Consider the following 26116-nt stretch of genomic DNA (forward strand, 5'->3'; position numbering starts at 1 on the left):
GATTTACGCGAAGTTCGCAAAGAATATATATATAAAAACAAAAAAACCGTCCAAGTTGGACGGTTTTTTTATGCTTAGCGTGCCTTGCGTAAATCCTTGCGTTTTGCGGTTAAATAAATTAAGCGCTCATATCTTGTTTTTCGAAGGCTATAAAATGAGATATTTCGCCTTTTAGATTATAAACTGGTGAAGCATCTATTTTGCATTTATACGTTTGGCCGTTTTTTCTATAATTTTCGAGAGTTTTGGCAAAAGGAATCTGCTTTTTTACCGCTTCTCGAATTTCCTTTAAATCTTTTTGGGAAGTTGCTGGGCCCTGAAACATCTTTGGCGTTTTTCCTAAGACTTCTTCTTCTTTGTAACCCGTCATTTTTTTTATTCCGCTTGACGCGAAAACTATTTTCAAATCTAAATCGGTTACCAGAACAACTTCACTTTTGATTCTCTCTTGAATATTAAGTTTTTTTTCGTCCCAAGTAAATTCATCCGAAATTTCGTTTACCCTTTTCAAATCAGCACTTAACGCTTTTAGCTCGTTCAGATATTCGTAATGAAAATCCCAAGATAGAATTGGAACTGAATGTCGTTGCAGCGGATCATCGGAATTTTTATTTTTCATACAAAATCAATTCAGAAGACAGATAAAATCTTTTTACTCAAAGATAGCAGAAAAATCCTGTTATTCATAGCCGAAACCTTATTTTGAACTTTTCAAAATTGTTATTAAAAAGTAAATTTTAATTGCACTACCACAGCCTTTTTCACCTCATTATTCAAATTACTTAATGAGATTCCGAGTAGTCGAACTGAATCTTTCATCTTTTCCTGATACAATAATTCCTCCACGTTTTCCATAATCAAACTTTTATCGGCAATAAAATAAGGCAGGGTTTTACTTCGGGTCTGTTGCGAAAAATCGCTGTATTTGATTTTTAGTGTAATCGTTTTTCCTGAAATATTGTGTCTTTGCAAGCGTTTTTCTAGCGAAGCTGCAATACGTTCCAACTGTTGCATCATGAAAATCTCTGAAGACAAATTTACATCAAAGGTATGTTCTGCGGCTACAGATTTGGTAATCCTAGAAGATTTCACTTCACTATTGTGAATACCACGAACGACATGATAATAAAATGCTCCCGACTTACCGAAGTGCTTTTCTAGAAACTCTAAAGACTTGCTTTTCAAATCGGTTCCGGTGAAAATTCCGAGCTGATACATTTTTTCTGTCGTTACTTTTCCAACTCCATAAAACTTACGAATCGGCAGATCTTCCAAAAAAGCTTCTACTTCATCAGGATTTACCGTTTTTTGCCCGTTTGGTTTATTATAATCGCTAGCAATCTTGGCCACAAACTTATTGATTGAAATTCCAGCCGAAGCAGTCAACCCGACTTCATCAAAAATTCTTTGTCTAATTTCCTGTGCCAAAAGACTTGCACTCGGATTTCCTTTTTTGTTTTTAGTAACATCCAAGTATGCCTCATCAAGCGAAAGAGGCTCAACCAAATCGGTATAATCATGGAAGATTTTATGAATTTTGGATGAAATCTCTTTATAACGGTCAAATCTTGGTCTAACGAAGATAATATCTGGACAATATTTTTTGGCTAAAACTCCGCTGATGGCACTGCGAACACCAAACTTTCTTGCTTCGTAACTTGCCGCCGAAACCACTCCTCGATTCTCTGAACCTCCAACGGCAACTGGTCTTCCCTTCAGCTCTGGATTATCCATCTGCTCTACTGATGCGTAAAAGGCATCCATATCAATATGAATAATTTTTCTATATGTTGGAGTTTCAGACATTTTGCAAATTTACTGAGGAAAAACAATAAAAATGCACTGTAAATAGTTATAAATCATATCATTTTTTAAAGAATATGAATTCGATGAGTTCAAACCAATTATTCTTTCTATTTTTGTTCTTCTACTCGAAAAATTAAATAATGCGAACATTTGTTATAGGTGACATTCATGGCGGATTACTTGCACTTGAACAAGTACTCGAAAGAGCCAAAGTCACTACTGAAGATACTCTAATTTTTTTGGGCGATTATGTTGACGGCTGGAGTCAGTCTGTTGAAGTGATCGACTATTTGATTGATTTAAAAAACAAACAAAACTGCATCTGCATAAGAGGAAATCACGACCAGCTTGCCTTAGAGTGGCTGGAAAACAGACACGATGATTTGGACGAAGAAACCTGGTTTAAACACGGAGGAAAAGCAACTGTTGAAGGTTACGCCAAAGTTTCGGATGATAAAAAGAAAACTCATATCGAATTTCTTGAAAATCTTCAGGATTTTTATCTTGACGACCAGAATCGTTTGTTTGTGCACGCTGGTTTTACCAATTTAAATGGCGTAAAATGGGAATATTTTTCGAAGCTATTTTATTGGGATAGAACTCTTTGGGAAACCGCGCTATCATTAGACCCCAAATTAAAAGTAGACGACTTACACTATCCGAAAAGATTTACCGTTTATAAGGAAGTTTATATTGGTCATACACCCGTTACCCGAATCGGCGAAACGGTTCCTGTAAATAGAGCTTGTGTCTGGAATGTCGATACAGGCGCGGCATTTAGAGGTCCGCTTACTATTTTAGACGTTGACACGAAGGAATACTGGCAAAGTGAACCATTAAACGAACTCTATTTTAACGAAAAGGGTAGGAATTAATTTCTTTAAAAATTACATTTGCTGCCCAAATAATTAATATTAAATTTTTATGAAAAAGGTTTTTACACTCCTGTTTTTAGTATCATTCGGATTTATTAATGCACAAAGCGCTTTTACAGGTAAAGGTGACACAAGAGTAAATGTTGGTGCTAATTTACAAGATGGTGGATCTGGAATTCAAGGTTCTATAGATTTTGGTTTAGGAGAAAATTTCTCTTTTGGTTTTGTTGCAAATTATTTATTAGGAGCTGATAATTTCAACGGTTTCTACCACGGAAGCTCTTCTGCTTATAACGATGCAAAACCAGATTTCTCTAATCGTTTTGATGCAAAAGCAAGAATTAATGCCAACTTATCTAGTGTAATTGGCGTTGAACAATTGGACATCTACCCTGGTTTAAGCTTAGGTTTACATAATTTTGGAGGTCACGTTGGTGGTCGTTATTTCTTCACTGACGGATTCGGTGTTTTCACAGAAATCGGATTCCCAATTGCAAAATACGGAACAAACAATGATCCATTTTATCATTTGAACAATCAAGCTACTTTCAGTTTAGGAGCTTCTTTCAACCTATAATACTTAGTAATTTGCCACAAAGGCACTAAGTCACAAAGTTTTTATTATAAAAGAAACCGCCTTATTGGGCGGTTTCGTTTTTTACTTTAAAAAATCACTTTGAGTCTTTGAGTCTTTGTGGCTATCTTTTTTAAATCACCATTTCCGGAATTTCTCCTTCAATGATCAAATCAGCTTCAGTTGATGCGATGATATGCTCAACCGAGACACCTGGTGCTCGTTCTAAGAGCTTAAAACCTTTTTCTGTCACTTCGAGAACCGCAAGCTCAGTTACAACCTTTTTAACGCATCCTACGCCCGTTAATGGCAAAGTGCATCTTTTCAAGATTTTTGACTCTCCTGCTTTGTTCACGTGCATCATTGCCACAATGATATTTTCGGCAGAAGCCACCAAATCCATTGCTCCTCCCATTCCTTTTACCATTTTACCAGGAATCTTCCAATTGGCAATATCTCCGTTTTCAGAAACTTCCATTGCTCCGAGAATAGTTAAATCTACTTTTTGGCTGCGAATCATCCCGAAACTAAAAGCCGAATCAAAGAAACTTGCACCTGGAAGCGTCGTAATGGTTTGTTTTCCTGCATTAATGATATCAGCATCTTCTTCTCCTTCAAAAGGAAAAGGTCCCATACCGAGAACGCCGTTTTCACTTTGGAATTCAACTGCTATATCTTCTCGAACGTAATTTGCCACCAAAGTTGGAATCCCGATTCCAAGATTTACGAAATAACGATCTTTTACCTCTTTTGCAATTCGCTTTGCTATATCTTCTTTACTAAGTGCCATAATTTTCTAATGTGTCAATTAGAGAATTTGATAATTAGATAATTCGCATACATTGTGAGAATTATCTAATTGGCTCATTCTCTCAATTATCTAATTTTTTCGTAAAATAATCCCAAGTTGCTCTTGTTATATCTGCAATTATCTTTTCTGTGTCTTCTCTTTTCTCTGTAATGTCTTTCAAATAAACCGATAGAATGAAATGCTTTCCGTTTGGAAGTTTTACAATTCCAATGTCATTCATAGCTGCTCTTAAATTAGCATCATTAGTTCCAGAAATACCAGTTCTGTGCGCTAATTCAGTATTTTCAGGAAGTCCTGCTTTCATCCAAGTAAGACCTCTTGAAGTTTCCACCATTATTTGATACAAATATTTTGTTGTTTCTTCTTTTAAAACTTCCCCTTTAAAAAATTGCTCAAGCAATTCTGTTGTTGCTAATGGAGTAGTAGTATTAACATAAAGATTTTTCCAAGTCTTCATCTGATCTTCATTCATTTTGATAACGAAATCCCCAATGCCGTGATCATTTATAAACTTCTGAATGTATTTTGTACCGCCAACTAAGTGGATCAAAATGTCACATCCGTTGTTATCACTGTGCGAAACCGTGTAGCGAAGCAGTTTATCTAAAGTCAGGTTTACATTTCCTTCTGGATAATCTTCTTTCATCGGACTCCATGTATCTTCCTTTAAATCTTTCTTTTTTATAAAGATTTCCTGCGTAAGATTGAGTTTTCCTTCATCAACTTTATGTAAAACCGCCAAAGCAATATGAAATTTAAATACACTCATCATTGGCATTCTCAAATTTCCATTAATACTCAAAGTATCCTTATTTTCAATACCTTTCATAGAAACACCTACAGTAGCACTTTTACTAGAAATGATTTGCTGCAATTGATTTCTAAGTTCATTTGCGCTTTGAGAAAAAGCTTGAAACGACAAAAACGAAACAAGAATTAAACTGAATTTAGTCATGTCTTTTTAATGTGTCAATTTGTGAATTTGCCAATTAGATAATTCTTTTCGCAATCTGAAGTAATTATTTAATTGACTCATTTTCTAATTATCTAATTTCTAGCTCTTACAGTTCGTTGCTCAATTCTTTTTTCAAATTTTTCTCCTCGAAAAATACGCTGCACCATAATTCCTGGAATATGAATCTGATTTGGATCTAATGAACCAACAGGAACCAATTCTTCGACTTCTGCAATTGTGATTTTTCCAGCACCTGCCATACAAGCATTGAAGTTTCTGGCAGTACCTTTGAAAATCAGATTTCCAGCTTCATCGCCTTTCCAGGCTTTTACGATAGCAAAATCGGCTTTAAAAGCTTCTTCCATAATGTGCATTTTCCCATTGAATTCGCGCGCTTCCTTTCCTTCGGCAACTTCAGTTCCGTAACCAGCTGGTGTGAAGAAAGCAGGAATTCCTGCTTGAGCCGCACGACAGCGCTCTGCCAAAGTTCCCTGAGGAGTCAATTCCACTTCTAACTCTCCAGAAAGCATCTGACGTTCGAATTCGGCATTTTCTCCCACATAAGAAGAAATCATTTTTTTGATCTGCTTTTTCTGCAACAGCAAGCCCAAGCCAAAATCATCTACTCCTGCATTGTTAGAAATACAAGTTAAATCTGAAACGGCTGTGTTTACCAAAGCTGCAATTGTATTTTCAGGAATACCGCATAATCCGAAACCGCCAAACATGATGGTCATTCCGCTACTAATTCCCTCAATAGCTTCGTGAACGCTATTTACTTTTTTTGTTATCATAACAAACTATCTTAATTGCTGAATATTTTTGATAAAAATAAGATTTTTAGATGAAATTATAACGATTTCGTAAAAATAAAACCAAAAGAAAAATCCCTTTACAAATCTTTTAAAAGAATTATAAAGGGATTGAAAAATAATCAGTTACGATTTTATTGCAACATTGTTACAATTCAAATTCATCTGTATTTTGTTCCGTCTGAGTCGTATCTTTTACAACGGCTGGTCTTTGGTAGCAATCTACTTTGATAGAAAGGTTCGCTGGACGTTCAAATTCTCCTTTAGAAATCTGAAGGTTTTTATCAGCATAACATTTCTTCATGAAATAACCCCAAACCGGTAAAGCAGCAGTTGCTCCTTGTCCATAAGTTAGACTTTTGAAACGTGCTGAACGGTCTTCGCAGCCTACCCAAACTCCAGTTACTAAATTAGGAACCATTCCCATAAACCATCCATCAGATTGATTTTGTGTTGTTCCGGTTTTACCTGCTATAGGATTTGTAAACATGTACGGATAACCTGTCCAACGATTGTCTCCGCTTCCACCGCCTTGCGTACGTAAACGTACACCAGAACCACTTTCTGTTACCCCTTGAAGCAATTTGATTACTGCAAAAGCAATATCCTTATTTAAAACGTCATGTGATTCCGGAATTGGCTCGTAAATTACCTCTCCGCTTTTATTCTCAATTCTGCTTAAAAACTGTGGTTTTACATAAACTCCTTGATTGGCAAATGTACTATACGCTGCAACCATATCTTCAACTGTAATATCTACAGCTCCTAATGCGATTGAAGGCTGAACTGGAATTTCTGTTTTAACCCCTAATTTTTTAGTCAGCTCTACCACTGCTTCTGGACTCGTTCTATCAATTAATTTAGCAGACACGGTATTGATAGATGCTGCCAAAGCTTGTTTTAAAGTAACCATTCCTCTATATCTGTAATCCGAGTTTCTTGGTTCCCAATCTTCTGTTACGTGGTGACGTCCTTTGTGAATCATAAAAGGTCCATCCAAAATAGAATCGCAAGGAGACATATTTAGCTCTTCGATAGCTGTTGCATAAACGAAAGGTTTAAAAGTAGAACCTACTTGTCTAGCTCCCTGCCCTACGTGATCGTATTGAAAATATTTATAATTGATACCACCAACCCAAGCTTTAATTGCTCCTGTTTGAGGTTCCATTGCCATTAAACCAGACTGTAAAAAGTGCTTGTAATAACGAATAGAATCCAGTGGCGTCATTACGGTATCACGTTCTCCTTTCCAAGTAAAGACGCGCATTTTCGTTTTTACTTTAAATGAAGCAATAATATCTTCTTCACTTTTATCCATTTCTTTCATCTGAGCCCAACGAACAGAATTTTTCATTGCTTGCATGATGATTCTATCTGTCTCAGCTTGTGTAATATTTACGAAAGGAGCATTTTTATTGTTTTTTTGTTCAATAAAAAACTGCTGTTGAAGGTTTTCCATGTGTGCAGAAACCGCTTCTTCAGCATACGTTTGCATTCTAGAATCTATTGTGGTATAGATTTTAAGACCGTCTTTGTAAATATCATATTCCGACCCGTCAGGTTTTTTATTTTCAGTAACCCATTTTTTCATGTAATCACGAAGATACTCTCTAAAATAAGTTGCCATACCTTCACGGTGGCTTTCCAATTTAAATTTCAACGTAATTGGCAGTGCTTGAAGTCTTTCTTTTTCAGCTTCTGAAATCATTTTTGCTTTTGCCATTTGCGACAAAACTACATTACGACGATTTTTTACTCCTTGCGGATTTCTCACCGGATTGTATAAACCTGAGTTTTTGAACATTCCAACCAAAATAGCCGATTCATCTACGGTTAAGTCTTTTGGATCTTTTGAAAAATAAGTCTGAGCTGCAGAACTTACTCCTACTGAATAATTTCCAAAATCATAAACGTTGCAGTACATCGCTAAGATTTCATTCTTGGTATATTGTCTTTCTAGACGAATGGCAATAATCCATTCTTTTATTTTTTGTACAATTCTAAAAGGTAAAAACTTCGATCCTTCACCGTGAAATAATTGTTTTGCAAGCTGTTGCGTCAAAGTACTCGCACCTCCATTTGTTCCTAAACTAAAAACAGCTCTTAAAGTTCCGCGTCCATCAATTCCTGAATGTTCATAGAAACGTGCATCTTCCGTTGCTACAAGCGCCTCAACTAAATTTTTAGGCAAATCAGAATACTTAAGCTGTGATCTATTGGTCTTGAAATATTTACCAATTACAACTCCATCAGAAGAAATAATTTCTGTAGCAAGGTTTGAATCTGGATTCTCTAAATCTTCAAATGAAGGCATAGATCCAAATAAACCCCAAGAAGCAAATAAAAAGAAGGCTAAAACTCCTAGCAAAGAGTAGGCAAAAACCCGCCAAAATTTCTTTTTGTAGTAGTTAATATCCTTAACGGTATTGGATTTATTGTTTTTTTTAGCAGCCATAACTATTTATCTAATCTTTTTGTTCTATTCTAAAACCAACGTCTGTAATTCCTTGTAAAGCTTCAACACCCGGAATTTTACCCGATTGTCTAACAGCCTGTTTAATGTGAACTTTGTAATTTCCTTTAAACTTTACATCTTCTTTGTAATACAGCTTACTTTCTTTAATATCAGAAAACCCGTTTCCTAACAATGTTCCGTCTGGCTCTGCCATTTGGTATTCTAAGGTATCCACTTTGGTAAATCCGCTCGGCATTTCAATAGCCACAATCAAAAACAAATTATTAAACGGATAATTGTTATTGTCTCGTATGTTTACAAAAAGATTGTACTTTTTTGTAGAATCTAAAACCGGCAGATCAAAGCTTATAATACTGTCTTTATGCCAAGCACTTCCAACAGATTTATACTGATCGAATACTCTTTTTTTATCACAAGAAAAAAGAAGTATTGCTGCCAAAAGAAGAATTCCGCTATTTTTTATTCTCATTTTTAGTATTCGTTATTGGTTTTCTAGGTTCAGCAGGTTTATTATCATTTGAATTCTGCTTATTCGGATTGTTTTTATTCGAATTATGCTTCTTCTTATGATTTTGTTTATTTGGATTGTTTTGGTTGTTTGGCTTATTTGCATTGCCATTGTTCACATTTCCAGCATTGTTCGGATTATTATTTCCTGCTGGTTTAGCGTTATTCGCATTTTTTTCCTGCTGTGGTTTTGCAGGAGTTGCAACACCAGCCGCCTCTGTGTTTTTACGCTTGCGATTTGGTTTTTTCTTTCTTTTTGGCTGATCAAAACGAGTTAAGCTCTCTTGACCCATTGCATTATTGAAGTCTTTTTCCGGTTCTGCAATTACCTCAACTGCAAAATCTTCTAAAGAAGAAACTTTATTCTTATGCTTGTTCTCTGCAATGATTTCTTTTACCTGATCGATTTTTAAAACATGCCAGTTTGCAAAGTTATTTGTGTAAGCAAACCACATTAAACCTTTAAAAATATCTTGTTTTTGGCAAACTGCATCCCCTTTTTCTGTGATTAGTTTGGTATCGTAATCTGGAAAATCTTTCAATGCGTCCATGTAAGTGTCTAACTCATAGTTTAGACAGCATTTTAATTTACCGCATTGTCCCGCTAGTTTCTGCGGATTCAATGATAACTGTTGGTAACGAGCCGCAGAAGTATTCACACTTCTAAAATCAGTTAACCAAGTAGAACAGCAAAGTTCGCGGCCACAAGAACCAACTCCACCTAAACGTGCTGCTTCCTGACGGAAACCAACTTGTTTCATTTCGACTCTCGTACTAAATTCTTTAGCAAAATCTTTAATCAGCATTCTAAAATCGACACGATCGTTTGCTGTGTAGTAAAAAGTCGCTTTAGATCCGTCACCTTGAAATTCGATATCAGAAATTTTCATTTCCAATTTGTGCTGAATTGCCAATTCACGTGCACGAACTTTCATTGGTTCCTCACGATCACGGGCCACAGACCAGATATCGATATCTTTTTGAGATGCCTTTCTATAAATTTTTGGAACGTCATTACTTTCGTAATTCACTCCTTTTTTCTTCATTTGAATCTTTACCAATTCGCCTGTAAGAGTCACAATTCCAATATCATGTCCTGGTGATGCAACAGTTGCTACAATATCACCAATACTTAAAGTTAATTTCTCTGAATTTCTAAAAAATTCCTTACGTCCGTTTTTAAAACGAACCTCAACACAATCAAAAATCGCCTCTCCATTAGACGGACTCATGTTCGAAAGCCAGTCAAAAACCGTCAATTTATTGCAGCTATCGGTGCCGCAAGTCCCATTATTTTTACAACCTTTTGGTGCGCCACCGTCTGAGGTTGAACAACTTGTACATGCCATAATTATATATGTAGTGCTGCCAAAAAGCAGCTTAAGTTCATAAACGTTTGATCGGTAAAGATAGTATTTTTTTTATTTTGCTTTTTATGGATAAAAATTAAAGGGTTGTTAAATAAAATAATACATCTTTTGCAAACAAAACTTCCCTAAAAGTATAAGCTTATTCTTATTAATAAGTAATTGTTTCTCACAAATCACGTTTTCTGTCCGTTCTAGATTGTAATTGGACTTTTTAACTTTTTATCCTAAAATATATTTACGATTTTTATGTTTTATCTTACAGCATCGTTTGCGAAGTCAATAAATTTATTCGCGAACCTCGCACAAACTTATCTTTTATTTAAATATATTTCAAATGCAAACACAAAACCAAATTGAAAGTTTCCTTTTTCAAGGAAAATTTGACGAGGCCAGAGAATGCCTAAACAACGGGGAAAAATTTAACGAACAGTATTTAAAAAACAACTTTTCGCAGATAGCAGCCAAAATTATCGAAGCAAAAGAACTCGATTTTATAGAAAAATTGATTAACGCAGGTTTTATTGAAACTGATATTTACGAATTGGATAGTTTTGACCAATCAATTTTTAAACCGTTGGCTTTATATTTAAAAGATGACGAAGATTCGATTGCTTTTTTTAAAGAATTGATGTCAAAAATGGACAACATTAACGACGAAATTAGCGACAAAACTTTGCTCGGCTATTTCCTTGAAAAAGGCATTTCGCCAAAAATAGTTCAAGTTTTAGTTGAAGATTTTAACGCTAACACTCAGTATAAGAACAATGCAGGAGAAAATTTTATTTATACTATTCTAAACACTTACGGACTGGATGCGGAAAAAGTAAAAGAATACATCAGTATATTAATCAATAATGGCGTTGACATCAACGAGAAAAATATTGTTGGAACTACTCCGTTAATGTGTGCTGTTAAAAGAAACCGAAAAGACCTTTTGTCATTTTTAGTAGAAAATGGTGCAGACCCAAATGAAACGGATAACCAAGAAAACAATGCTTTTTATTACGCTGCAGCAGAACAGTTTTCTTTTCCGATGTACGAACTTTTAGCAGAATCATCGTCGGCCAATTTTAGCAACATCAATAAAAATGGGAAAACTTTGCTTACAGAATTTATCCGAATGATGTCTGATTCAGAATACGATCTAAATTCATTACAAAGATTACTCTCTGATGGGGCCGATTTGAATCACTGTGCTCAATATTACGGAAATCCGAAATCAGGCGTAGATTATATTGTCGAAAAAAAATCAGGTGTTTTAAAATCGGTACTTGATAGTGGATCAGTTGACGTTAATGAACAAGATAATCAGGGAAATACTGTTTTGCATAAAGTCTGTGCCTACAATGTCAATTACGATGCAGAAATGGCAAAAGAAACCTATCGAAAAGTAAAATTGCTGCTTGAGAATGGTGCCGATAAAGAAATCACCAACGATAAAGATGAAACTGCCTTGATGCTTGCCTCGGAAGACAACCTGAAAATTAAGACCGTTGAGCTTTTAATGAAATAATAAAACGATTTTCTATTTAAAAAATATTACACATGTCAATGTCATTTATAGTTGCCTGCGAAAATGGGAACAGAAAAATAGCCGAATTACTTCTCCAGAATAAAGAAGTAGATGTAAAATATACAGACGAACTAGGAAGAACGGCTCTTCATTATGCGGCGCATCGCGGTTATCTCGATATTGTAAAAATTTTAACCGAAGACGGAGCCGATATCAACTACGAAGATCATCAGGGAGAAACGCCTTTATACTTTGCTTGTCTTCAAAAACAGAAACAAACGGCCCTGCATCTTTTAGACAATGGGGCAGAAATTACCAAAAACGACAAATTGGGAAATAGCCTGCTACATTTGGTCGTTCAGACAGCCCAAATTGATATTGCAACAAAGTTGCTCGAAGCAGGAATTGATGTTAATTTACTGAATAACAATGGGGAAACTCCGCTTTTATTGGCATCTGCAAAACTGAACAGAGAAATTATTCAATTGCTTTTAGAGAAAGGTGCTGATATAAATGTTACCGATAAACAAGGAAATACACCGCTTCTTTATGCTTGTTACACCAAATCGATTCCGATGGTAACCCTGCTTTTAGACAATGGTGCAGATATAAATCATGTAAATCATTCTGGTGAAACAGCACTTTTGATTGCTTGTTATGAGACCAACAGAATGCTTGCTAAATTATTGGTAGAAAGAGGTGCCAATGTTTTCACTTCAAACAATAATGGATATTCTCCAATTTGGTACGCTTGCGCGAATAATCAAAAGGAAATCGTGGCTTTATTTTTAGAAAACGGAGTCGACGTCAATTACAGCAAACCTGTCGCTCAAGATACTTCTTCAATGAATGATTATCTGGATTGGATCGTTAGTGCGACTAACATTTCTAACGAATCTAGTTTCTCCCTAAACAATTCTTATACTTACGGCGGAGAAAGTCTTCTTCACGTTGCTACTAAAAAAGGCAATTTGAGTATGGTTAAGCTATTGGTAGAGGCTGGCGCAAACATCAATATTCAGGACGAATCTGGAAATACGCCCTTACATTACAGTGCCGCAAACGGGAAAAAAGATGTTGTAAAATATCTATTAGATAACAAAGCTGATGCATCGATTGTCAATGTGAAAGAACAAAAAGCAATTGACTATTCGAATGTGAAAGGATTTAATGAAATTACAGAATTGATTCTGAAATATGCCCCTTCAGGAACTACTGTCAACCCAATTCAGACAACACAAGCTGAAGCTCCAAAAGCAGATGGATCAAATTCGATGGAAGCAAAGAAAAAAGCATTATTAGATTTGAAAGAACTTCTAGATGCTGGAATCTTAACTTCGGAAGAATTTGACGCTGAGAAAAGTAAAATTTTAAAAGGATAAATAATAATCAAACTTAAAAAATGAAAAGAATCTTAAATGCCACAATCCTATTTTTAGTAGTAATCGCCACAAGTCTAACTTTTACTTCTTGTAATAACCTTTCGCCAGAAAAAACTTTTGAAGTTGCCGCTTTAAACTCCAATTTACTATCTCGCTTTGGAAGTAAAGAAATCAACGAAAAACTGCAATCGGAAGCGATGGTTTATGATGAAAGCAAAAAAAAGATGGTTCCGTCTTCTTATCAGGATGCTTTTAAATATGATATTACCAATCTGGAAACGCGTTTCCAAACTATTAAAGACATTCCAGAAGATGACGACAACAAAGAACTTCTTCAGGCATCTAAAGACTTGTTCTCTTATGCAATTGCCAAACAAAAAGAAGGTTATTTGCCAATTGCTAAGCTGAAAGACGAAAAAGCTTCGCCAGAACAAATAGAAAAAGCAATTGCCGATTTTGACGCTTCAACTCGAAACGAAATAGATTCAAAATTCACAAAACTGATGAATGTTGCGCAGGCTTACGTTGATAAACACAATATAAATGCTAAAATTGGGATTTAAAAGTTTACTTAAAAGAACTAACCCTATTTTGTTTCATTACAAAATAGGGTTAGTTTTTATTTCTAAGTTTCCTTAACCGTAATAATCTTAACCGGACAAGCTTTTGCAGCCAATTCACAACTTTCTGCAATGGCATGATTTGGCGATTTTAAAGTAAAAAAGCCTTTTGCATTCTGCGAATGAAGCAATACCGATTTTCCGTCTTTTTTTGACATTTGAAAACGGATAGGATCCATTTCTACGCAGTAATTACAACCAATACATTTATCTCTTTGTAAAGTGATAATCACCATTATGCTTCAACAATTTTATATAATTTGTCCGACATTCTAATTCTAAACGGAAGTTTAAAAGTACAATCGTCTCCTTTTGTTGCTTTTTCTGCCGCCAGGTCATTTACAAACATTTCATCAATAATCATTTCTTGAGCACCTGTACTTGGCCCTGTTACCAAAATCTTATCACCAACTTTAATATCATAAGCTTCTATTTTGAACTGTCCAACTTCTGCTTTTGGGAAATAATGTGTTCCTTTTCCAACGTAAACCTTTTTCTGCGTTGCTGCAGAACCTGGAATATCACTCCACTCCCCTAATTCCTGTCCTAAATAATATCCAGACCAGAAACCGCGATTGTAAACAGTATTTAAAGCTTCCATCCAAACTGCCGTTTTCTCTTTCGAGAAAGTGCCATCGTAATATGCATCAATTGCTTCACGATAGGTTTTGATAACTGTTGCTACATATTCTGGCGCACGTCCGCGACCTTCGATTTTTAAAACCTGAATTCCAGAATCAATTACCTGATCTAAAAAATCGATTGTACATAAATCTTTGGGCGACATCATGTATTCGTTATCCAATTCGATTTCGAAACCCGTTTCTTGATCGATAACAGTATATTTTTTTCGGCAATTTTGTTTGCAAGCGCCACGATTTGCAGATGAGTTATGCGAATGCAGACTCAAATAACATTTTCCCGAAACTGCCATACACAAAGCGCCGTGTCCAAAAATTTCGATTTCGACTAAATTTCCGTTCGGCCCTTTGATCTGTTCTTTTTCAATTTGTTGCGTAATTTTCTTTACTTGGCGCAGACTCAATTCGCGGCTCAATACCATCGTATCGGCAAATAAACTGTAGAATTTAATGGTTTCGATATTGGTAACATTCAACTGGGTCGAAATATGAACTTCCATTCCAATCGATCTTGCCATCGCAATTACAGCTTGGTCGGATGCAATTACAGCAGTAATGTTAGCGTCTTTGGCTTTATTCAATAATGTTTTTACAACAGATAAATCGTGATCGTAAATAATGGTGTTTAAAGTAAGATAGCTTCGAACCTTTTTTGCTTCGCAGCGATTGGCGATTTCTTTTAAATCTTCGATTGTAAAATTGACTGTTGATCTTGCTCGCATATTAAGCTGTTCAACACCAAAATATACAGAATCACAGCCATTATCTAAGGCAGCTTGAAGCGACTCAAAATTCCCAGCGGGAGCCATGAGTTCGATTGTATTGTTAATTGTCATGATTTTATTATTCCGATGACCTATTTTTGAATTTCGTCATCTAACAATTGGCAAAAATAATTTGATACAGATTAGATTTCTATGATTTATATCATAGTCTATATTTTAAAAATGATTTGCAGTAGTAGGCATTATGTTGATACTCTATCATGAAAATATTTTATAAAGATCTTCAAATATAGCCCACGGTTTCAACCGTGGGAAACGTATTGATGCGTAACGTTGAGGATTTGCTTTGTGTACCCACGGTTGAAACCGTGGGCTATGTTTTTTTATAGATTATGGCAATTTTTTGTTTACAGATTAGTTGAATTCTCAAACCCATGCAATTTGGCAAATTCATTAAATTACTGCTCTCCACTCTTTTTTAGGTGATGGTGTTTTTGATTTTTGATATAATTAAAAACAACATCAAGCTGAGATTCGCTTACCGCAAAGGCTGCATAACCCTTCTGCCACGCGAATTTTTCAGGAATTAGACTTTCCCCATTTATGCAATGATAAGAACCTCCTTTCGCTTGACGAATAATATCTGAAATAGATTTTTGGGTATTTAGTAAAAACAAAACATGCACATGGTCAGACATTCCGTTTATGATTCTAACAGGACAACCCAACTCAATTAATTCATCGTGAATATAATTGTGTACTTTTTTTTCTATTGAAAAATCAATTAATTCTTTACGGTTTTTGGTTGCCCAAATGGCATGAATCCATACTTTGGCAAATGAATGCGACATTGTAAATTAGGGTTTAAAAAACCGCTAATTTACAATTTTATACAATTTATCTGACAAACGAATACGAAATGGGACTTCAAAAGTAACTTTAGCACCAATTTTAGCAGATTGAGTTTCTACGCCATCAACAATGATTCTGTTTAAAACCATTTCCTGATCACCAGTTGTTGGGCCTGAAATAAGAATTTTATCACCAGCGTTTAATTCGTGATTTTCTATAATAAATTGTGCTACTTGAGCTTTTACATAATAATGTTCTGCTTTTCCAAGAAGTACTTTCTTTACTTTTATTTTCTGACGAATATCAGCTTGCTTTTGTGCCGTTGCCAAAGCAGTTTCTGGCAATTCTCCTGAATGTTTGAACTTCAAGTTTTCAGATTTTCCCTTTCTGAAAACTTTGTTTCCAACTTGTTTTCCAGTTCTCAAACGAACTTGATCAACTAATGGCATGTGAATAATCTCTAAACATTCTGTAGAACAGCAGTTTTCCATCGCTGCTTTACATTCATCACATTGAATGAATAATAAATGGCAACCATCGTTTTCACAGTTGGTATGGTTATCACAAGGTTTTCCGCATTGGTGGCATTGCGAAATGATATCATCTGTAATTCTTTCGCCTAGACGATTATCAAATACGAAGTTTTTACCAATGAATTTGCTTTCTAAACCTTCTTCTTTCAATTGTTTCGCATAGTTGATGATTCCACCTTCTAATTGATATACATTTTTGAAACCTTGGTGTTTAAAATAAGCACTTGCTTTTTCACAACGAATTCCTCCAGTACAATACATTACCAGATTTTTATCATCTTTATGATCTTTTAGCTGTTCGTTGATGATTGGCAAACTCTCTCTGAAAGTTTCAACATCTGGAGTAATCGCACCTTTAAAATGCCCTACTTCACTTTCATAGTGATTTCTAAAATCTACTACAATTGTGTTTGGATCATCAAGGATTTCGTTGAATTCTTTGGCTTTCAAGTGAACGCCAATATTTGTTACATCGAAAGTTTCGTCATTTAAACCGTCGGCAACGATTTTGTGACGCACTTTGATAGTCAATTTTAAAAAGGAATGATCGTCTTGTTCTACGGCAACATTCAATCGGATGCCTTTCATGAAATCGTAAGCCTCAAGAGTTTCTCTAAAAGCTTCAAAATTTTCAGCAGGAACACTCATTTGAGCATTTATTCCTTCGCTAGCAACATAAATTCGACCTAATGCATCAAGTGCATTCCAGGCTACGAATAAATCATTACGAAATTTTTGTGGATCTTGAATTTTGGCATACGCATAGAAAGACAACGTTAGTCGTTGTTTACCTGCATCATCGATCATGATGGCTCTTTCTTCTGCGCTCAAAGTGTTGTACAGTTGCATGCTATAAACAGTTTTAAGTGAGAAATTATATTTTATTTAGATTTTCTTTAAAATCTGCGGCAAATTTAAAGTTTATTTTGAGATTAAAAATGTTCTTAGCGCAAATATCTGTTTTTTTTAACATCTCAGGTTGTTAATGCAACTTTATAACTTACAGCATTATTCATGTCTGGAACGCTGTACCAAATCGTCTACGGAAACAGAACGACTGATATGTCCAAATAAGATTTCAAGGTTTTCTGCACGAAGACTATCTCTAACATCCGATCGGGCTTCCGCTATTTTTAAGGTAATATCCTTCGTCTGAAGATCGACAAAAAGGTTTTTTAAAAACCTAGCACCTGCAATATCTATCCGAGGAGAAGAGTTGAGATCTAATATTACAATTTTCAAGGAATTTGGTTCGCTGTAAATTTTTTCTAAGATTCGCTCTTTAATATATTCCGCATTAAAATAAAAAATGGAAGACTCAATTCTGACAATCAATATGTTTTCCGTTTTCTCATTATCTGGATGTCTTTGCAGATCGGTATAAATTCTTGTTCCAGGAACTCTCCCCAAAAAAGCAACATGAGGTTTAGAAGCTGCTTTTAATAATAACAGCAAAGTTACCAGCGTTGCCAATAAAACTCCTGCAAGAATTCCCCATATCAATACTCCTGCAAGCGCTATCATAACAACACAAAATTCTTGTTTATTTACTTTGTAGAGATGTTTTATTTCCTTCCAATCAAAAAGCCCTCTAATAGCGACTAAGACAATTGCCGCAAGAATTACATTGGGCAAATTTTGAAGGTATCCTGTTAAAAACAACAGACAACATGCAATTGCAGTTGAAGCAAACAGAAGAGACAAAGGGGTTTTGGCACCTGCAGCATCATTTACAGCAGATTGTGACAAACCTCCTGCAACAGGATATCCATGCGCAAATGAAACAGCTGCATTGGCCACGCCCAATGCCAAAAGTTCTTGACGCGGATTGATTACATACCCGTTCTTTTGTCCCAAAGTTCGTCCAGCGGAAACGCTTTCAATATAAGACAATAAAAAACAAGCCATTGCGAGAGGCAAAACTCCCTGAACATCTCTTATCCGTAAGGAAGGCAAATGAAATTCAGGAAGTCCTGTTGGAATAACACCAACTGTTTTGAATTCAGCATCTTGTAATGATGTCGTGGAAACCAAAATTATAGAAAAAATAACAACTAAAATTGCAACGGGCAATTGAGGAGCTATCTTTTCTCCTATAATAAGAATTAGTATCGCTATTATTCCAAAAATAAAAACAGCAGTATTCATATTTGGAATCTGATGAAAAAGCGTTATAACACGATCTAAGAAATTATCCCCTCCGCCTTCTACCCCAAATAATTTAGGTAGTTGTGTTAATCCAATAGTTATCGCAGCCCCTGCTTTGAATCCGACCAAAACGGTTTCGCTAATAAAATTAATAATACCGCTTAATCTCAACACATAAGCGATAATAGCCATTACGGCAAATACTAATGCGGTGAGCGATGCAATTTCAGACCACCGCTCAACATCGCCATTTGCCATTCCCGCTACCGTAGTACCCACTAAGAGCGAAATAGCAGATGTTGGTCCTATAGCAAGCTGTTTACTGGTTCCAAACAAAGCATAAAATAGACCGCCAATAAGGTATCCATAAATTCCATATTGCGGAGGCAAACCTGCAAGTGTCGCATAAGCAAGAGAAACAGGAATTCCGTAGGCTGCCAATGTTACGCCTGCAATAAAATCACTTTTAAGGTCTTTCTTTTTATAGTTTTTAATCCAGTCTCCTGCTGGGAAAAGTTTAGAAATCATAGTTAGCAAAGGTTAAGAAATTTGATCATTCACAAGCTGCAACCTAAAATACATAGCTGCAAAACGTTAATCTTTTTCTTCTAACAATGCTTTTTTAACCTCATTCAATTCTGCAATTTTTTCGGGACTCACTTTTGGGTACTCTAAATCCATTTCGTCTAAAGCATGAATTATGGCAGAAGCAATTGCAATTCTTGCATACGACTTATTGTCGGCTGGAATTACATACCAAGGTGATTTTTTGGTCGATGTATTTTTGATTAATTCCTCATAGGCGTGCATATAATCGTCCCAGTAGCCACGTTCTCTGGCATCGGCTGCACTAAATTTCCAGTTTTTATCGGGATTATCAACCCTCTCTATAAATCTTCTTTTTTGTTCCTCTTTAGAAACATTCAGAAAAAATTTAATGACAATGGTACCGTTTCTAGTTAAGTATTTTTCGAAATTTCGAATATCTTCAAAGCGATCTTCCCAAATATTTTTAGAAATCAGTTTTTCAGGGATTTTTTGACCTCTTAAAATCTGCTCATGAACACGAACAACTAAAACTTCTTCATAATAAGAACGATTAAAAATCCCTATCCTGCCTCTTTCTGGAAGATGTTTTTGACAACGCCATAAATAATCATGATCCAATTCCTCTGAGCTCGGACCTTTAAAAGAAGAAACTTGACAACCCTGCGGATTTATACCTGACATAACGTGTTTGATTGCCCCGTCTTTACCAGCAGCATCCATGGCTTGAAATATAAGGAGAACTGACCATTTGTCTTGTGCATACAAAATATCCTGCATGGCAGCGAGCGCTTTAACTCCCATTTTTAATGTTTTTTGAATTAATGCTTTGTCTTCATCACCAAAATAAGAGGTTGGTTTATCTTGTAATGTAAAACCCTTATCGTCGCCCACGCAATATTGCTCAGAGAATTTTTTAGCGCGATGCAATAATTCTTTTTTAGTAATTTTTCTTAAATCGCTGTCATCTCCATCTATTTTTCTGTGTTTTTTCTTGTTATTTTTTGACATAATTACAAAAGTTTTGAATTAGTAGTACCAGTATCTTGAATAATTAATTCTTACAAAATTGTAGTTGAACGATATTATGATGCTTTTTATCGATATTGATATTAAGCACTGATATACAGACTAATAAAAATTTAACTAAAATTAACAAAAATTAAACAATAATTATTCATTTATCCAAAAAAACGCATAACTTAGCTAATGCACTTTATTGGTTTTTAATTAGTTGTATTTAATGAATTTTACCTAAAAGAATTTAACAATGAACAAAATCTACTCCTCCGCAATTTTATTAAGTCTCTTGATGTTTTCTTGCAAAAAAGAAACACCTCCAAGCCCCAAACCATTAGAAATTTCAGTCACTTCTGTTTTACAGCAAGACGTGCAATTAGAATCGGAATACACGGGCCAGACTTTTGGTCAATCTGATATACAAATTAACCCACGAGTTGATGGTATTATCGAAAGTATGAATTTTAAAGAAGGAAGTTTCGTTAAGAAAGGACAGGTACTTTATACTATTGATCCTTTACCATACAGAGCTAAACTTAATGAAGCCGAAGGAGGTGCTGCAGAATCACAAGCACGATTATCTAAAACCAAAGCAGATTTGGATATGATAACTCCTTTAGCCAAAATGAATGCCGTGAGCCAGCGAGAATTGGTTTCTGCTAAAGCTGCGTATAATGCTTCTTTAGCTCAGATTAAAGCTTCTGACGCTTCGGTTCAAAATGCTAAAATTGAATTAGGCTACTGCCAAATCTTAGCCCCCATTTCTGGATTAATTGGTTTGTCAAAAGTGAGAGTTGGCGATTATGTGCGACCTGGCCCTGCATCTATTTTAAATACAATTTCAGATTTAGGCGATGTGAGAGTTCGATTTACTATAAGCGAACAAGAATTTTTACGTCTTTACAGAGAATTCAACAAACCAAACTCAGCCTTAAAAGGTTCTGGAGCAACTGTTACCATAAAATTATCAGACGGCTCAACATATCCGCAGACAGGAAAAGTAAGTTTTGCTGACAGACAGATTGATCCTTCTACAGGAGCGATTACATTTGAAGCCGCATTTCCGAACCCAGATAAATTGCTTCGCCCTGGCCAATATGTAAAAGTTGCACTGCTGACAGATATTCGTAAAGAAGCCATTGTAATTCCGCAGCGTGCTGTTATAGAAGTTCAAGGAATTTATCAAGTTTATGTAGTTGGCAATGACAATAAAGTACAAATGCAGATCGTAAAACCTGGTCCTGCTATTAAAAACGGTTATATCATTGAAGAAGGATTAAAACCTGGAGATAAGATAGCCATGGGAGGTACTTCTTTACTAAAAAACGGAAGTGTTATTACTCCTAAAATCGTTCAATGGCAAGTGGGCGATCCAGAAACTGTAACTGCAAAGTAATCTAAATCACATACTATTATGGGAGAATTTTTCGTTCGAAGACCGATTGTTGCCATTGTAATTAGTATTATTATTGTGATACTTGGATTACTGGCATTACAAAAAACACCTATTTCTCAATATCCGGATATTAATCCGCCTGTTGTAAAAATTACTACTTCTTTTACAGGAGCAAACGCGCTGAATGTGGAACAAGCTGTTGCTACTCCTATTGAGCAAAAAGTAAATGGTGTTGAAAATATGTTATACATGAAATCGATCAATACTTCTGATGGTGCTTGTACCATTGAAGTTACTTTCGATGTAGGAACTAATCTGGACAATGCCAATATGTTGACGCAAAACAGACAAAACCAGTCTGCCCCATTTATGCCTTCAAGTGTAAAACAACAAGGTGTTGTGGTAAAAAAATCCTTATCGTTCCCAATGATGCTGTTTACAGTCACATCTACCAATCCGAAATATGATGCTAAATTCTTAAACAACTATGCGAGCATTAATATCGTAGATCAATTGGCACGTATCAAAGGAGTTGGAGAGGTAACACTTTTTGGAGGTTCCGACTACTCGATGCGTATTTGGCTAAAAGCTGATATGATGAGTAAACTTGGCGTAACGGTAGATGATGTTAAAAATGCATTGAATGCTCAAAATATGATTAGTCCGGGAGGAAAATTTGGAGCAGAACCAGCACCTCCTAATACTGAATTCACCTACGGAGTAACACTTCAAGACCGATTGGTTACTGAAAAAGAATTTGGAAACATTGTAGTTCGAAGCAAAGAAGATGGTGCTCAAGTACTATTGGCCGATATTGCCCGTATCGAATTAGGAACTGAAAACTACAGTTCATCTGCGAGAAGAAACAGCTCGCCAAGTGCGGTTGTGGCTATCTATCAAATGCCAGGAAGTAATGCCTTAGATGTAGCCGAAACTGCAAAAAGCACAATGAAACAATTAGCCGAGAAATTTCCTCAGGATATTGTATATCAAGAATCGCTAGATACGACACTTGCCATTACTGCTGGAGTTGATGATATTGTTCACACCCTTTTTGAAGCTATTATTTTGGTAATTTTAGTAGTGTTTATATTTCTTCAAAACTGGCGCGCTACTTTAATCCCCTTAATTACGGTTCCCGTGTCGTTAGTTGGTACGATTGCCGTTTTCCCAATGTTGGGCTTTTCAATCAATACGCTTTCCCTTTTAGGATTAGTGCTAGCGATTGGTATTGTGGTCGATGATGCAATTGTGGTAGTGGAAGCTGTAATACATCATATAGAACATGGAAAAAATCCACGTGAAGCAACGGTTCAGGCTATGAAAGAAGTTTCTGGACCTGTAATTGCCATTGCTTTGATTCTGTGTGCTGTTTTCATTCCGGTTGCGATGACTCCTGGAATTACGGGTCGTTTTTACCAGCAGTTTGCCATAACCATTGCCGTCTCGGTCGCTTTTTCGGCATTTAGTGCTTTATCTTTAAGTCCCGCACTTTGTGCTATGCTTTTAAAACCAACAAAACCTCTTGATCAGCAAAAAGGATGGCTGGCAAAATTCTTTTCTTGGTTCAACAGAGTTTTTGAAAACGTAACTGGAAAATATATCGGCGGTGCAACATTCTTTGCTAAAAAAGCAATGCGTATCGTAGTTTTGCTAGCCGTTATACTTGTGGCGATTGTACTTTTAGGAAAGAAAATTCCACTTGGATTTATTCCGGAAGAAGATCAGGGCTATGTCTTGGTAAATATTGCTTTACCACCTGCATCATCCTTACAGCGTACTGATGAAATTTCGAAAAAAGTAGACAGTTTCCTTAAAGAAGAAAAATCTATTTTATCGTACACCACGATAAACGGATTTAGTATGCTTACCAACTCGTATCAGCCTAATAATGCTTTTATCTTCATCTCACTAAAACCTTGGGAAGAAAGAGCAGAAACGGCCAAGCAGTTTGTAGACCGATTCAATAAAAAACTGGCGTCTCAAATTACGACTGCGACCTGTTTCTCCTTTGGTCCACCTGCGATTCAAGGTTTAGGTGCTTCTGCTGGTTTCAGTTTGATGCTGCAAGACCGCGGTGGAAATACACCACAATATTTGGCAGAGCAAACGCAGAACTTTATTGCAGCAGCACAAAAGCGTCCTGAAATAAAACGAATTTACACCACTTTCAACGCTGGTACTCCGCAAATTAAATTGGATATCGACAACGATAAAGCAATGAAATTAGGCATACCCGTTTCTAAAGTCACTGAAGCACTTGGAGCATTTTTAGGAGGAAGTTATGTCAATGATTTTAACCGTTTCGGCCGCCAATATAAAGTTTATGTGCAAGGAGAAGCTGTAAATCGTGTACGTCCAGAAGATCTAAACTTGATTTATGTAAAAAATAATAAAGGCGATATGCTTCCTGTTTCGACATTGGTTACTGCAACCAAAGTATCTGGGCCAGATTTTACGAACCGTTTAAACTTATTCCGATCGGCTGAAATTGGAGGAAGTCCTAACGATGGTTATAGTAGTGCTCAGGCTTTGACAGCATTAGAAGAAGTTGCCAAAGAGACTTTGCCAGCAGATATGAGTTACGATTACATCAACTTGTCCTATCAAGAAAAGCATTCTCCAGGAGGAGGATCCGTATTTGTGATGGCTTTAGTATTTGTATTCTTAATTCTTGCTGCACAATACGAAAGCTGGAAATTACCCTTTAGTGTACTTCTTGGAGCTCCTTTCGCAGTATTTGGAGCGTTTTTAGGGCTCCTTTTAGCGAGATTTGGAAGTGATGCTTATGTCAATAATGTTTTTGCGCAAATCGGACTCGTTCTACTCATCGGATTGGTAGCGAAAAATGCCATTCTGATTGTCGAGTTTGCCAAAGAAGAATACGAAAAAGGAAAACCGCTTTACGAATCGGCAATGTACGCGGCAAGACTTCGTTTCCGTCCGATCTTGATGACTGCCTTTGCCTTTATTCTTGGAGTAGTACCGTTATTAACCGCTACAGGTGCAGGATCGCAAGCTCGTATTGTAATGGGAATGGCAGTATTTAGCGGTATGTTAATCGCCACAATATTGGGGGTATTAATTGTACCTGGTCTCTTTGTTATGATTGAAAAAATTGGACATAAAAAAGAGGAAACAATCGTAGCGCCAGAAAGTAATGTAGAACCTAATACTACAGACCATGAGTAAGAAATATAAAATAATCGTTATTATATTGGTTATTTCCCTATTTCCAGCTGGATGTATGGTAGGACCAAAATATAAAAAGCCAGAACAGCAAAAATCAGATTCTTATAAGTTCGAGAGAAATTTAGACAGTCTCTCTTCTGTAACTAATGTAAAATGGTTTGATTTATTTAATGATGATGTTTTGAAAGATCTTATTACAAAAGGTCTTCAAAATAATTACGATCTTAAAATTGCTGTTTCAAGAATCGACCAGCTTCGTGCGGAATTAGGTTATGCAAAAGCAGATCTATTTCCAAGTTTCCAATATGGCGCTACCATAAACAGTAACGAGAAGTATATCACCCCTTCTACTGCTGGAGCTAGTATGTCTTGGGAACTTGATTTCTGGGGAAAATTTCGTCATGAAAACAATGCAGTAAAAAACGAACTTCTTGCAACAGAAGAAGCTCGCAAAGTAGTATTATCTGATATTGTTGCCAATATTGCCATTGCTTACTTTCAGATGCGAAATTTTGATGATCAGCTGGAAATAACCAAGCACACCCTTGAAACAAGAGAAAAATACTATCAGATCATAAGTGAAAGATTTGCGAAAGGTTATATCTCTGAAGTGGACAAAGCACAGATTGAACAGCAGGTTGCCATTGCCGAGGCTGCAATTCCTAACATTCAAAGACAAATAACATATTACGAAAATACAATAGCGTTACTTACTGGTCAGCTTCCTTCTGAAATTCCTAGAGGTAAAAGCAATACAGAATTGCAAATCGTCAGTAAAATTCCATTGTCGATTCCGTCTGCTTTATTGGAAAACAGACCCGATGTAAAAGCTGCCGAATTAAGATATGCAGCAGCAAATGAAAGAATTGGTGTAGCTCAAGCTATGCGCTTTCCGTCTATTAATCTAGCTGCCATTGCCGGATTTGCCAGTGCAGACTTAAGCAATTTATTCTTAGGAAGTTCTTATATGCAAAATGCTTCCGGCGGAATTGCAGGTCCTATTTTCGCATTTGGAAAAAACAAAAGAAGAGTTGAAATAAACAGACAACAGGCCGAACAGTTCAAATTTCTTTACCAAAAGGCTTATATTGGTGCCGTTTCTGAAGTAGAACAATCCATACAAAATGTTAGAACCTATCAGGAAGAATGGAAAGCACGCAATAGACAAGTTCAGGCCGCTTTAATCAATTTTAAATTATCTCACGAAAGATATGACAGCGGCTATGTTTCTTACTTAGAAGTTTTAGATGTAGAAACCAACCTTTTCAATGCCCAGTTAAGTCTAGCACAATTATCAGAAAGACAATTAAGTTCGATGATCGAATTGTATAGAGCACTTGGTGGGGGATGGAATATGTAAGT

At 36.0% G+C, this 26116-nt stretch carries 22 protein-coding genes; 8 read left to right on the plus strand and 14 right to left on the minus strand.

Annotated elements, in window-relative coordinates; all coding sequences use genetic code 11:
- Positions 1-118: 118 nt before the first annotated feature.
- On the minus strand, positions 119-619 hold the full coding sequence (locus tag ABTV69_RS04280; RefSeq protein ID WP_433834438.1) for a PAS domain-containing protein: 501 nt from the start codon (positions 617-619) through the stop codon (positions 119-121).
- A 104-nt stretch (positions 620-723) separates the two neighbouring features.
- The gene (gene dinB, locus ABTV69_RS04285) at positions 724-1806 is read right to left on the minus strand and encodes a DNA polymerase IV (protein ID WP_433834439.1); all 1083 of its coding nucleotides are present in this window, start codon (positions 1804-1806) and stop codon (positions 724-726) included.
- A gap of 140 nt (positions 1807-1946) precedes the next feature.
- Here dinB and ABTV69_RS04290 point away from each other — a divergent pair, with 140 nt between their 5' ends.
- A complete protein-coding gene (locus tag ABTV69_RS04290; RefSeq protein WP_433834440.1) occupies positions 1947-2681 on the plus strand; it encodes a metallophosphoesterase family protein in 735 nt (244 codons plus the stop codon).
- Between the two features lie 49 nt (positions 2682-2730).
- On the plus strand, positions 2731-3258 hold the full coding sequence (locus tag ABTV69_RS04295; RefSeq protein WP_433834441.1) for a DUF6646 family protein: 528 nt from the start codon (positions 2731-2733) through the stop codon (positions 3256-3258).
- Between the two features lie 130 nt (positions 3259-3388).
- Here the strand turns inward: ABTV69_RS04295 and ABTV69_RS04300 are convergent, their stop codons facing one another.
- From ABTV69_RS04300 to ABTV69_RS04325, 6 genes are all read right to left on the minus strand, one after another.
- On the minus strand, positions 3389-4045 hold the full coding sequence (locus ABTV69_RS04300; protein ID WP_223706314.1) for a CoA transferase subunit B: 657 nt from the start codon (positions 4043-4045) through the stop codon (positions 3389-3391).
- 82 nt (positions 4046-4127) lie between these two features.
- Complete coding sequence (gene bla, locus ABTV69_RS04305; protein WP_433834442.1) at positions 4128-5021, minus strand: class A beta-lactamase, subclass A2; 894 nt, start codon at positions 5019-5021, stop codon at positions 4128-4130.
- Positions 5022-5113: 92 nt separating this feature from the next.
- Positions 5114-5815 carry a CoA transferase subunit A gene (locus ABTV69_RS04310; protein ID WP_433834443.1) on the minus strand — a complete coding sequence of 234 codons (702 nt, stop codon included), beginning with the start codon at positions 5813-5815 and terminating at the stop codon, positions 5114-5116.
- Between the two features lie 166 nt (positions 5816-5981).
- Positions 5982-8288, minus strand: coding sequence for a penicillin-binding protein 1A (locus ABTV69_RS04315; protein ID WP_433834444.1), 2307 nt, complete (start codon positions 8286-8288; stop codon positions 5982-5984).
- A gap of 10 nt (positions 8289-8298) precedes the next feature.
- Positions 8299-8778, minus strand: a complete 480-nt coding sequence (locus tag ABTV69_RS04320; RefSeq protein ID WP_433834445.1) for a gliding motility lipoprotein GldH — start codon at positions 8776-8778, stop codon at positions 8299-8301.
- On the minus strand, positions 8762-10165 hold the full coding sequence (locus ABTV69_RS04325) for a PSP1 domain-containing protein (RefSeq protein WP_433834446.1): 1404 nt from the start codon (positions 10163-10165) through the stop codon (positions 8762-8764). Before ABTV69_RS04325 ends, ABTV69_RS04320 begins: the two co-directional genes overlap by 17 nt.
- Positions 10166-10520: 355 nt before the next feature.
- On the opposite strand from ABTV69_RS04325, the gene ABTV69_RS04330 reads away from it, so the two are divergent.
- From ABTV69_RS04330 to ABTV69_RS04340, 3 genes are read left to right on the plus strand one after another with little or no spacing between them, the layout of a single operon-like run.
- Positions 10521-11699: an ankyrin repeat domain-containing protein gene (locus ABTV69_RS04330; RefSeq protein ID WP_433834447.1), complete on the plus strand. Its 1179-nt coding sequence runs from the start codon at positions 10521-10523 to the stop codon at positions 11697-11699.
- Between the two features lie 32 nt (positions 11700-11731).
- Positions 11732-13081, plus strand: coding sequence for an ankyrin repeat domain-containing protein (locus ABTV69_RS04335; protein WP_433834448.1), 1350 nt, complete (start codon positions 11732-11734; stop codon positions 13079-13081).
- 20 nt (positions 13082-13101) lie between these two features.
- Positions 13102-13644 (plus strand): hypothetical protein, encoded by a 543-nt coding sequence (locus ABTV69_RS04340; RefSeq protein WP_433834449.1) that lies wholly within the window; start codon positions 13102-13104, stop codon positions 13642-13644.
- A 62-nt stretch (positions 13645-13706) separates the two neighbouring features.
- Here the strand turns inward: ABTV69_RS04340 and ABTV69_RS04345 are convergent, their stop codons facing one another.
- The 6 genes from ABTV69_RS04345 to ABTV69_RS04370 form a co-directional block, all read right to left on the minus strand.
- On the minus strand, positions 13707-13937 hold the full coding sequence (locus ABTV69_RS04345; RefSeq protein WP_433834450.1) for a ferredoxin: 231 nt from the start codon (positions 13935-13937) through the stop codon (positions 13707-13709).
- Positions 13937-15178, minus strand: coding sequence for a peptidase U32 family protein (locus tag ABTV69_RS04350; protein WP_433834451.1), 1242 nt, complete (start codon positions 15176-15178; stop codon positions 13937-13939). The genes ABTV69_RS04345 and ABTV69_RS04350 overlap by 1 nt, the downstream gene beginning before the upstream one ends.
- 347 nt (positions 15179-15525) lie before the next feature.
- Positions 15526-15918 carry an IS200/IS605 family transposase gene (gene tnpA, locus ABTV69_RS04355; RefSeq protein WP_433834452.1) on the minus strand — a complete coding sequence of 131 codons (393 nt, stop codon included), beginning with the start codon at positions 15916-15918 and terminating at the stop codon, positions 15526-15528.
- Positions 15919-15942: 24 nt separating this feature from the next.
- Entirely contained in the window at positions 15943-17301 is a 1359-nt protein-coding gene (locus tag ABTV69_RS04360) for a rhodanese-related sulfurtransferase (protein ID WP_433834453.1), read from the minus strand.
- 159 nt (positions 17302-17460) lie between these two features.
- Positions 17461-19128 (minus strand): SulP family inorganic anion transporter, encoded by a 1668-nt coding sequence (locus tag ABTV69_RS04365; RefSeq protein WP_433834454.1) that lies wholly within the window; start codon positions 19126-19128, stop codon positions 17461-17463.
- Between the two features lie 66 nt (positions 19129-19194).
- Positions 19195-20157: a polyphosphate kinase 2 family protein gene (locus ABTV69_RS04370; RefSeq protein ID WP_433834455.1), complete on the minus strand. Its 963-nt coding sequence runs from the start codon at positions 20155-20157 to the stop codon at positions 19195-19197.
- A gap of 259 nt (positions 20158-20416) precedes the next feature.
- Between ABTV69_RS04370 and ABTV69_RS04375 the strand changes: the two genes are divergently transcribed.
- The 3 genes from ABTV69_RS04375 to ABTV69_RS04385 are packed head-to-tail and all read left to right on the plus strand — an operon-like array spanning position 20417 to position 26114.
- Positions 20417-21562 carry an efflux RND transporter periplasmic adaptor subunit gene (locus ABTV69_RS04375; RefSeq protein ID WP_433834456.1) on the plus strand — a complete coding sequence of 382 codons (1146 nt, stop codon included), beginning with the start codon at positions 20417-20419 and terminating at the stop codon, positions 21560-21562.
- Between the two features lie 18 nt (positions 21563-21580).
- Positions 21581-24754, plus strand: a complete 3174-nt coding sequence (locus tag ABTV69_RS04380; protein WP_433834457.1) for an efflux RND transporter permease subunit — start codon at positions 21581-21583, stop codon at positions 24752-24754.
- Entirely contained in the window at positions 24747-26114 is a 1368-nt protein-coding gene (locus tag ABTV69_RS04385) for an efflux transporter outer membrane subunit (protein WP_433834458.1), read from the plus strand. Before ABTV69_RS04380 ends, ABTV69_RS04385 begins: the two co-directional genes overlap by 8 nt.
- The last annotated feature ends 2 nt before the right edge of the window (positions 26115-26116 follow it).

It is taken from the genome of Flavobacterium anhuiense (assembly GCF_050990855.1).
GTDB classification, from domain to species: Bacteria; Bacteroidota; Bacteroidia; order Flavobacteriales; family Flavobacteriaceae; genus Flavobacterium; species Flavobacterium anhuiense_C.

Coding starts and splice junctions, on each gene's coding strand:
- dinB (WP_433834439.1), bottom strand. CDS start 1,806: ATGTCTGAAACTCCAACATATAGAAAAATTATTCATATTGATATGGAT.
- ABTV69_RS04345 (WP_433834450.1), bottom strand. CDS start 13,937: ATGGTGATTATCACTTTACAAAGAGATAAATGTATTGGTTGTAATTAC.
- ABTV69_RS04335 (WP_433834448.1), top strand. CDS start 11,732: ATGTCAATGTCATTTATAGTTGCCTGCGAAAATGGGAACAGAAAAATA.
- ABTV69_RS04360 (WP_433834453.1), bottom strand. CDS start 17,301: ATGCAACTGTACAACACTTTGAGCGCAGAAGAAAGAGCCATCATGATC.
- ABTV69_RS04340 (WP_433834449.1), top strand. CDS start 13,102: ATGAAAAGAATCTTAAATGCCACAATCCTATTTTTAGTAGTAATCGCC.
- ABTV69_RS04325 (WP_433834446.1), bottom strand. CDS start 10,165: ATGGCATGTACAAGTTGTTCAACCTCAGACGGTGGCGCACCAAAAGGT.
- ABTV69_RS04330 (WP_433834447.1), top strand. CDS start 10,521: ATGCAAACACAAAACCAAATTGAAAGTTTCCTTTTTCAAGGAAAATTT.
- ABTV69_RS04295 (WP_433834441.1), top strand. CDS start 2,731: ATGAAAAAGGTTTTTACACTCCTGTTTTTAGTATCATTCGGATTTATT.
- ABTV69_RS04370 (WP_433834455.1), bottom strand. CDS start 20,157: ATGTCAAAAAATAACAAGAAAAAACACAGAAAAATAGATGGAGATGAC.
- ABTV69_RS04350 (WP_433834451.1), bottom strand. CDS start 15,178: ATGACAATTAACAATACAATCGAACTCATGGCTCCCGCTGGGAATTTT.
- ABTV69_RS04380 (WP_433834457.1), top strand. CDS start 21,581: ATGGGAGAATTTTTCGTTCGAAGACCGATTGTTGCCATTGTAATTAGT.
- bla (WP_433834442.1), bottom strand. CDS start 5,021: ATGACTAAATTCAGTTTAATTCTTGTTTCGTTTTTGTCGTTTCAAGCT.
- ABTV69_RS04280 (WP_433834438.1), bottom strand. CDS start 619: ATGAAAAATAAAAATTCCGATGATCCGCTGCAACGACATTCAGTTCCA.
- ABTV69_RS04375 (WP_433834456.1), top strand. CDS start 20,417: ATGAACAAAATCTACTCCTCCGCAATTTTATTAAGTCTCTTGATGTTT.
- ABTV69_RS04300 (WP_223706314.1), bottom strand. CDS start 4,045: ATGGCACTTAGTAAAGAAGATATAGCAAAGCGAATTGCAAAAGAGGTA.
- ABTV69_RS04290 (WP_433834440.1), top strand. CDS start 1,947: ATGCGAACATTTGTTATAGGTGACATTCATGGCGGATTACTTGCACTT.
- tnpA (WP_433834452.1), bottom strand. CDS start 15,918: ATGTCGCATTCATTTGCCAAAGTATGGATTCATGCCATTTGGGCAACC.
- ABTV69_RS04385 (WP_433834458.1), top strand. CDS start 24,747: ATGAGTAAGAAATATAAAATAATCGTTATTATATTGGTTATTTCCCTA.
- ABTV69_RS04315 (WP_433834444.1), bottom strand. CDS start 8,288: ATGGCTGCTAAAAAAAACAATAAATCCAATACCGTTAAGGATATTAAC.
- ABTV69_RS04320 (WP_433834445.1), bottom strand. CDS start 8,778: ATGAGAATAAAAAATAGCGGAATTCTTCTTTTGGCAGCAATACTTCTT.
- ABTV69_RS04365 (WP_433834454.1), bottom strand. CDS start 19,128: ATGATTTCTAAACTTTTCCCAGCAGGAGACTGGATTAAAAACTATAAA.
- ABTV69_RS04310 (WP_433834443.1), bottom strand. CDS start 5,815: ATGATAACAAAAAAAGTAAATAGCGTTCACGAAGCTATTGAGGGAATT.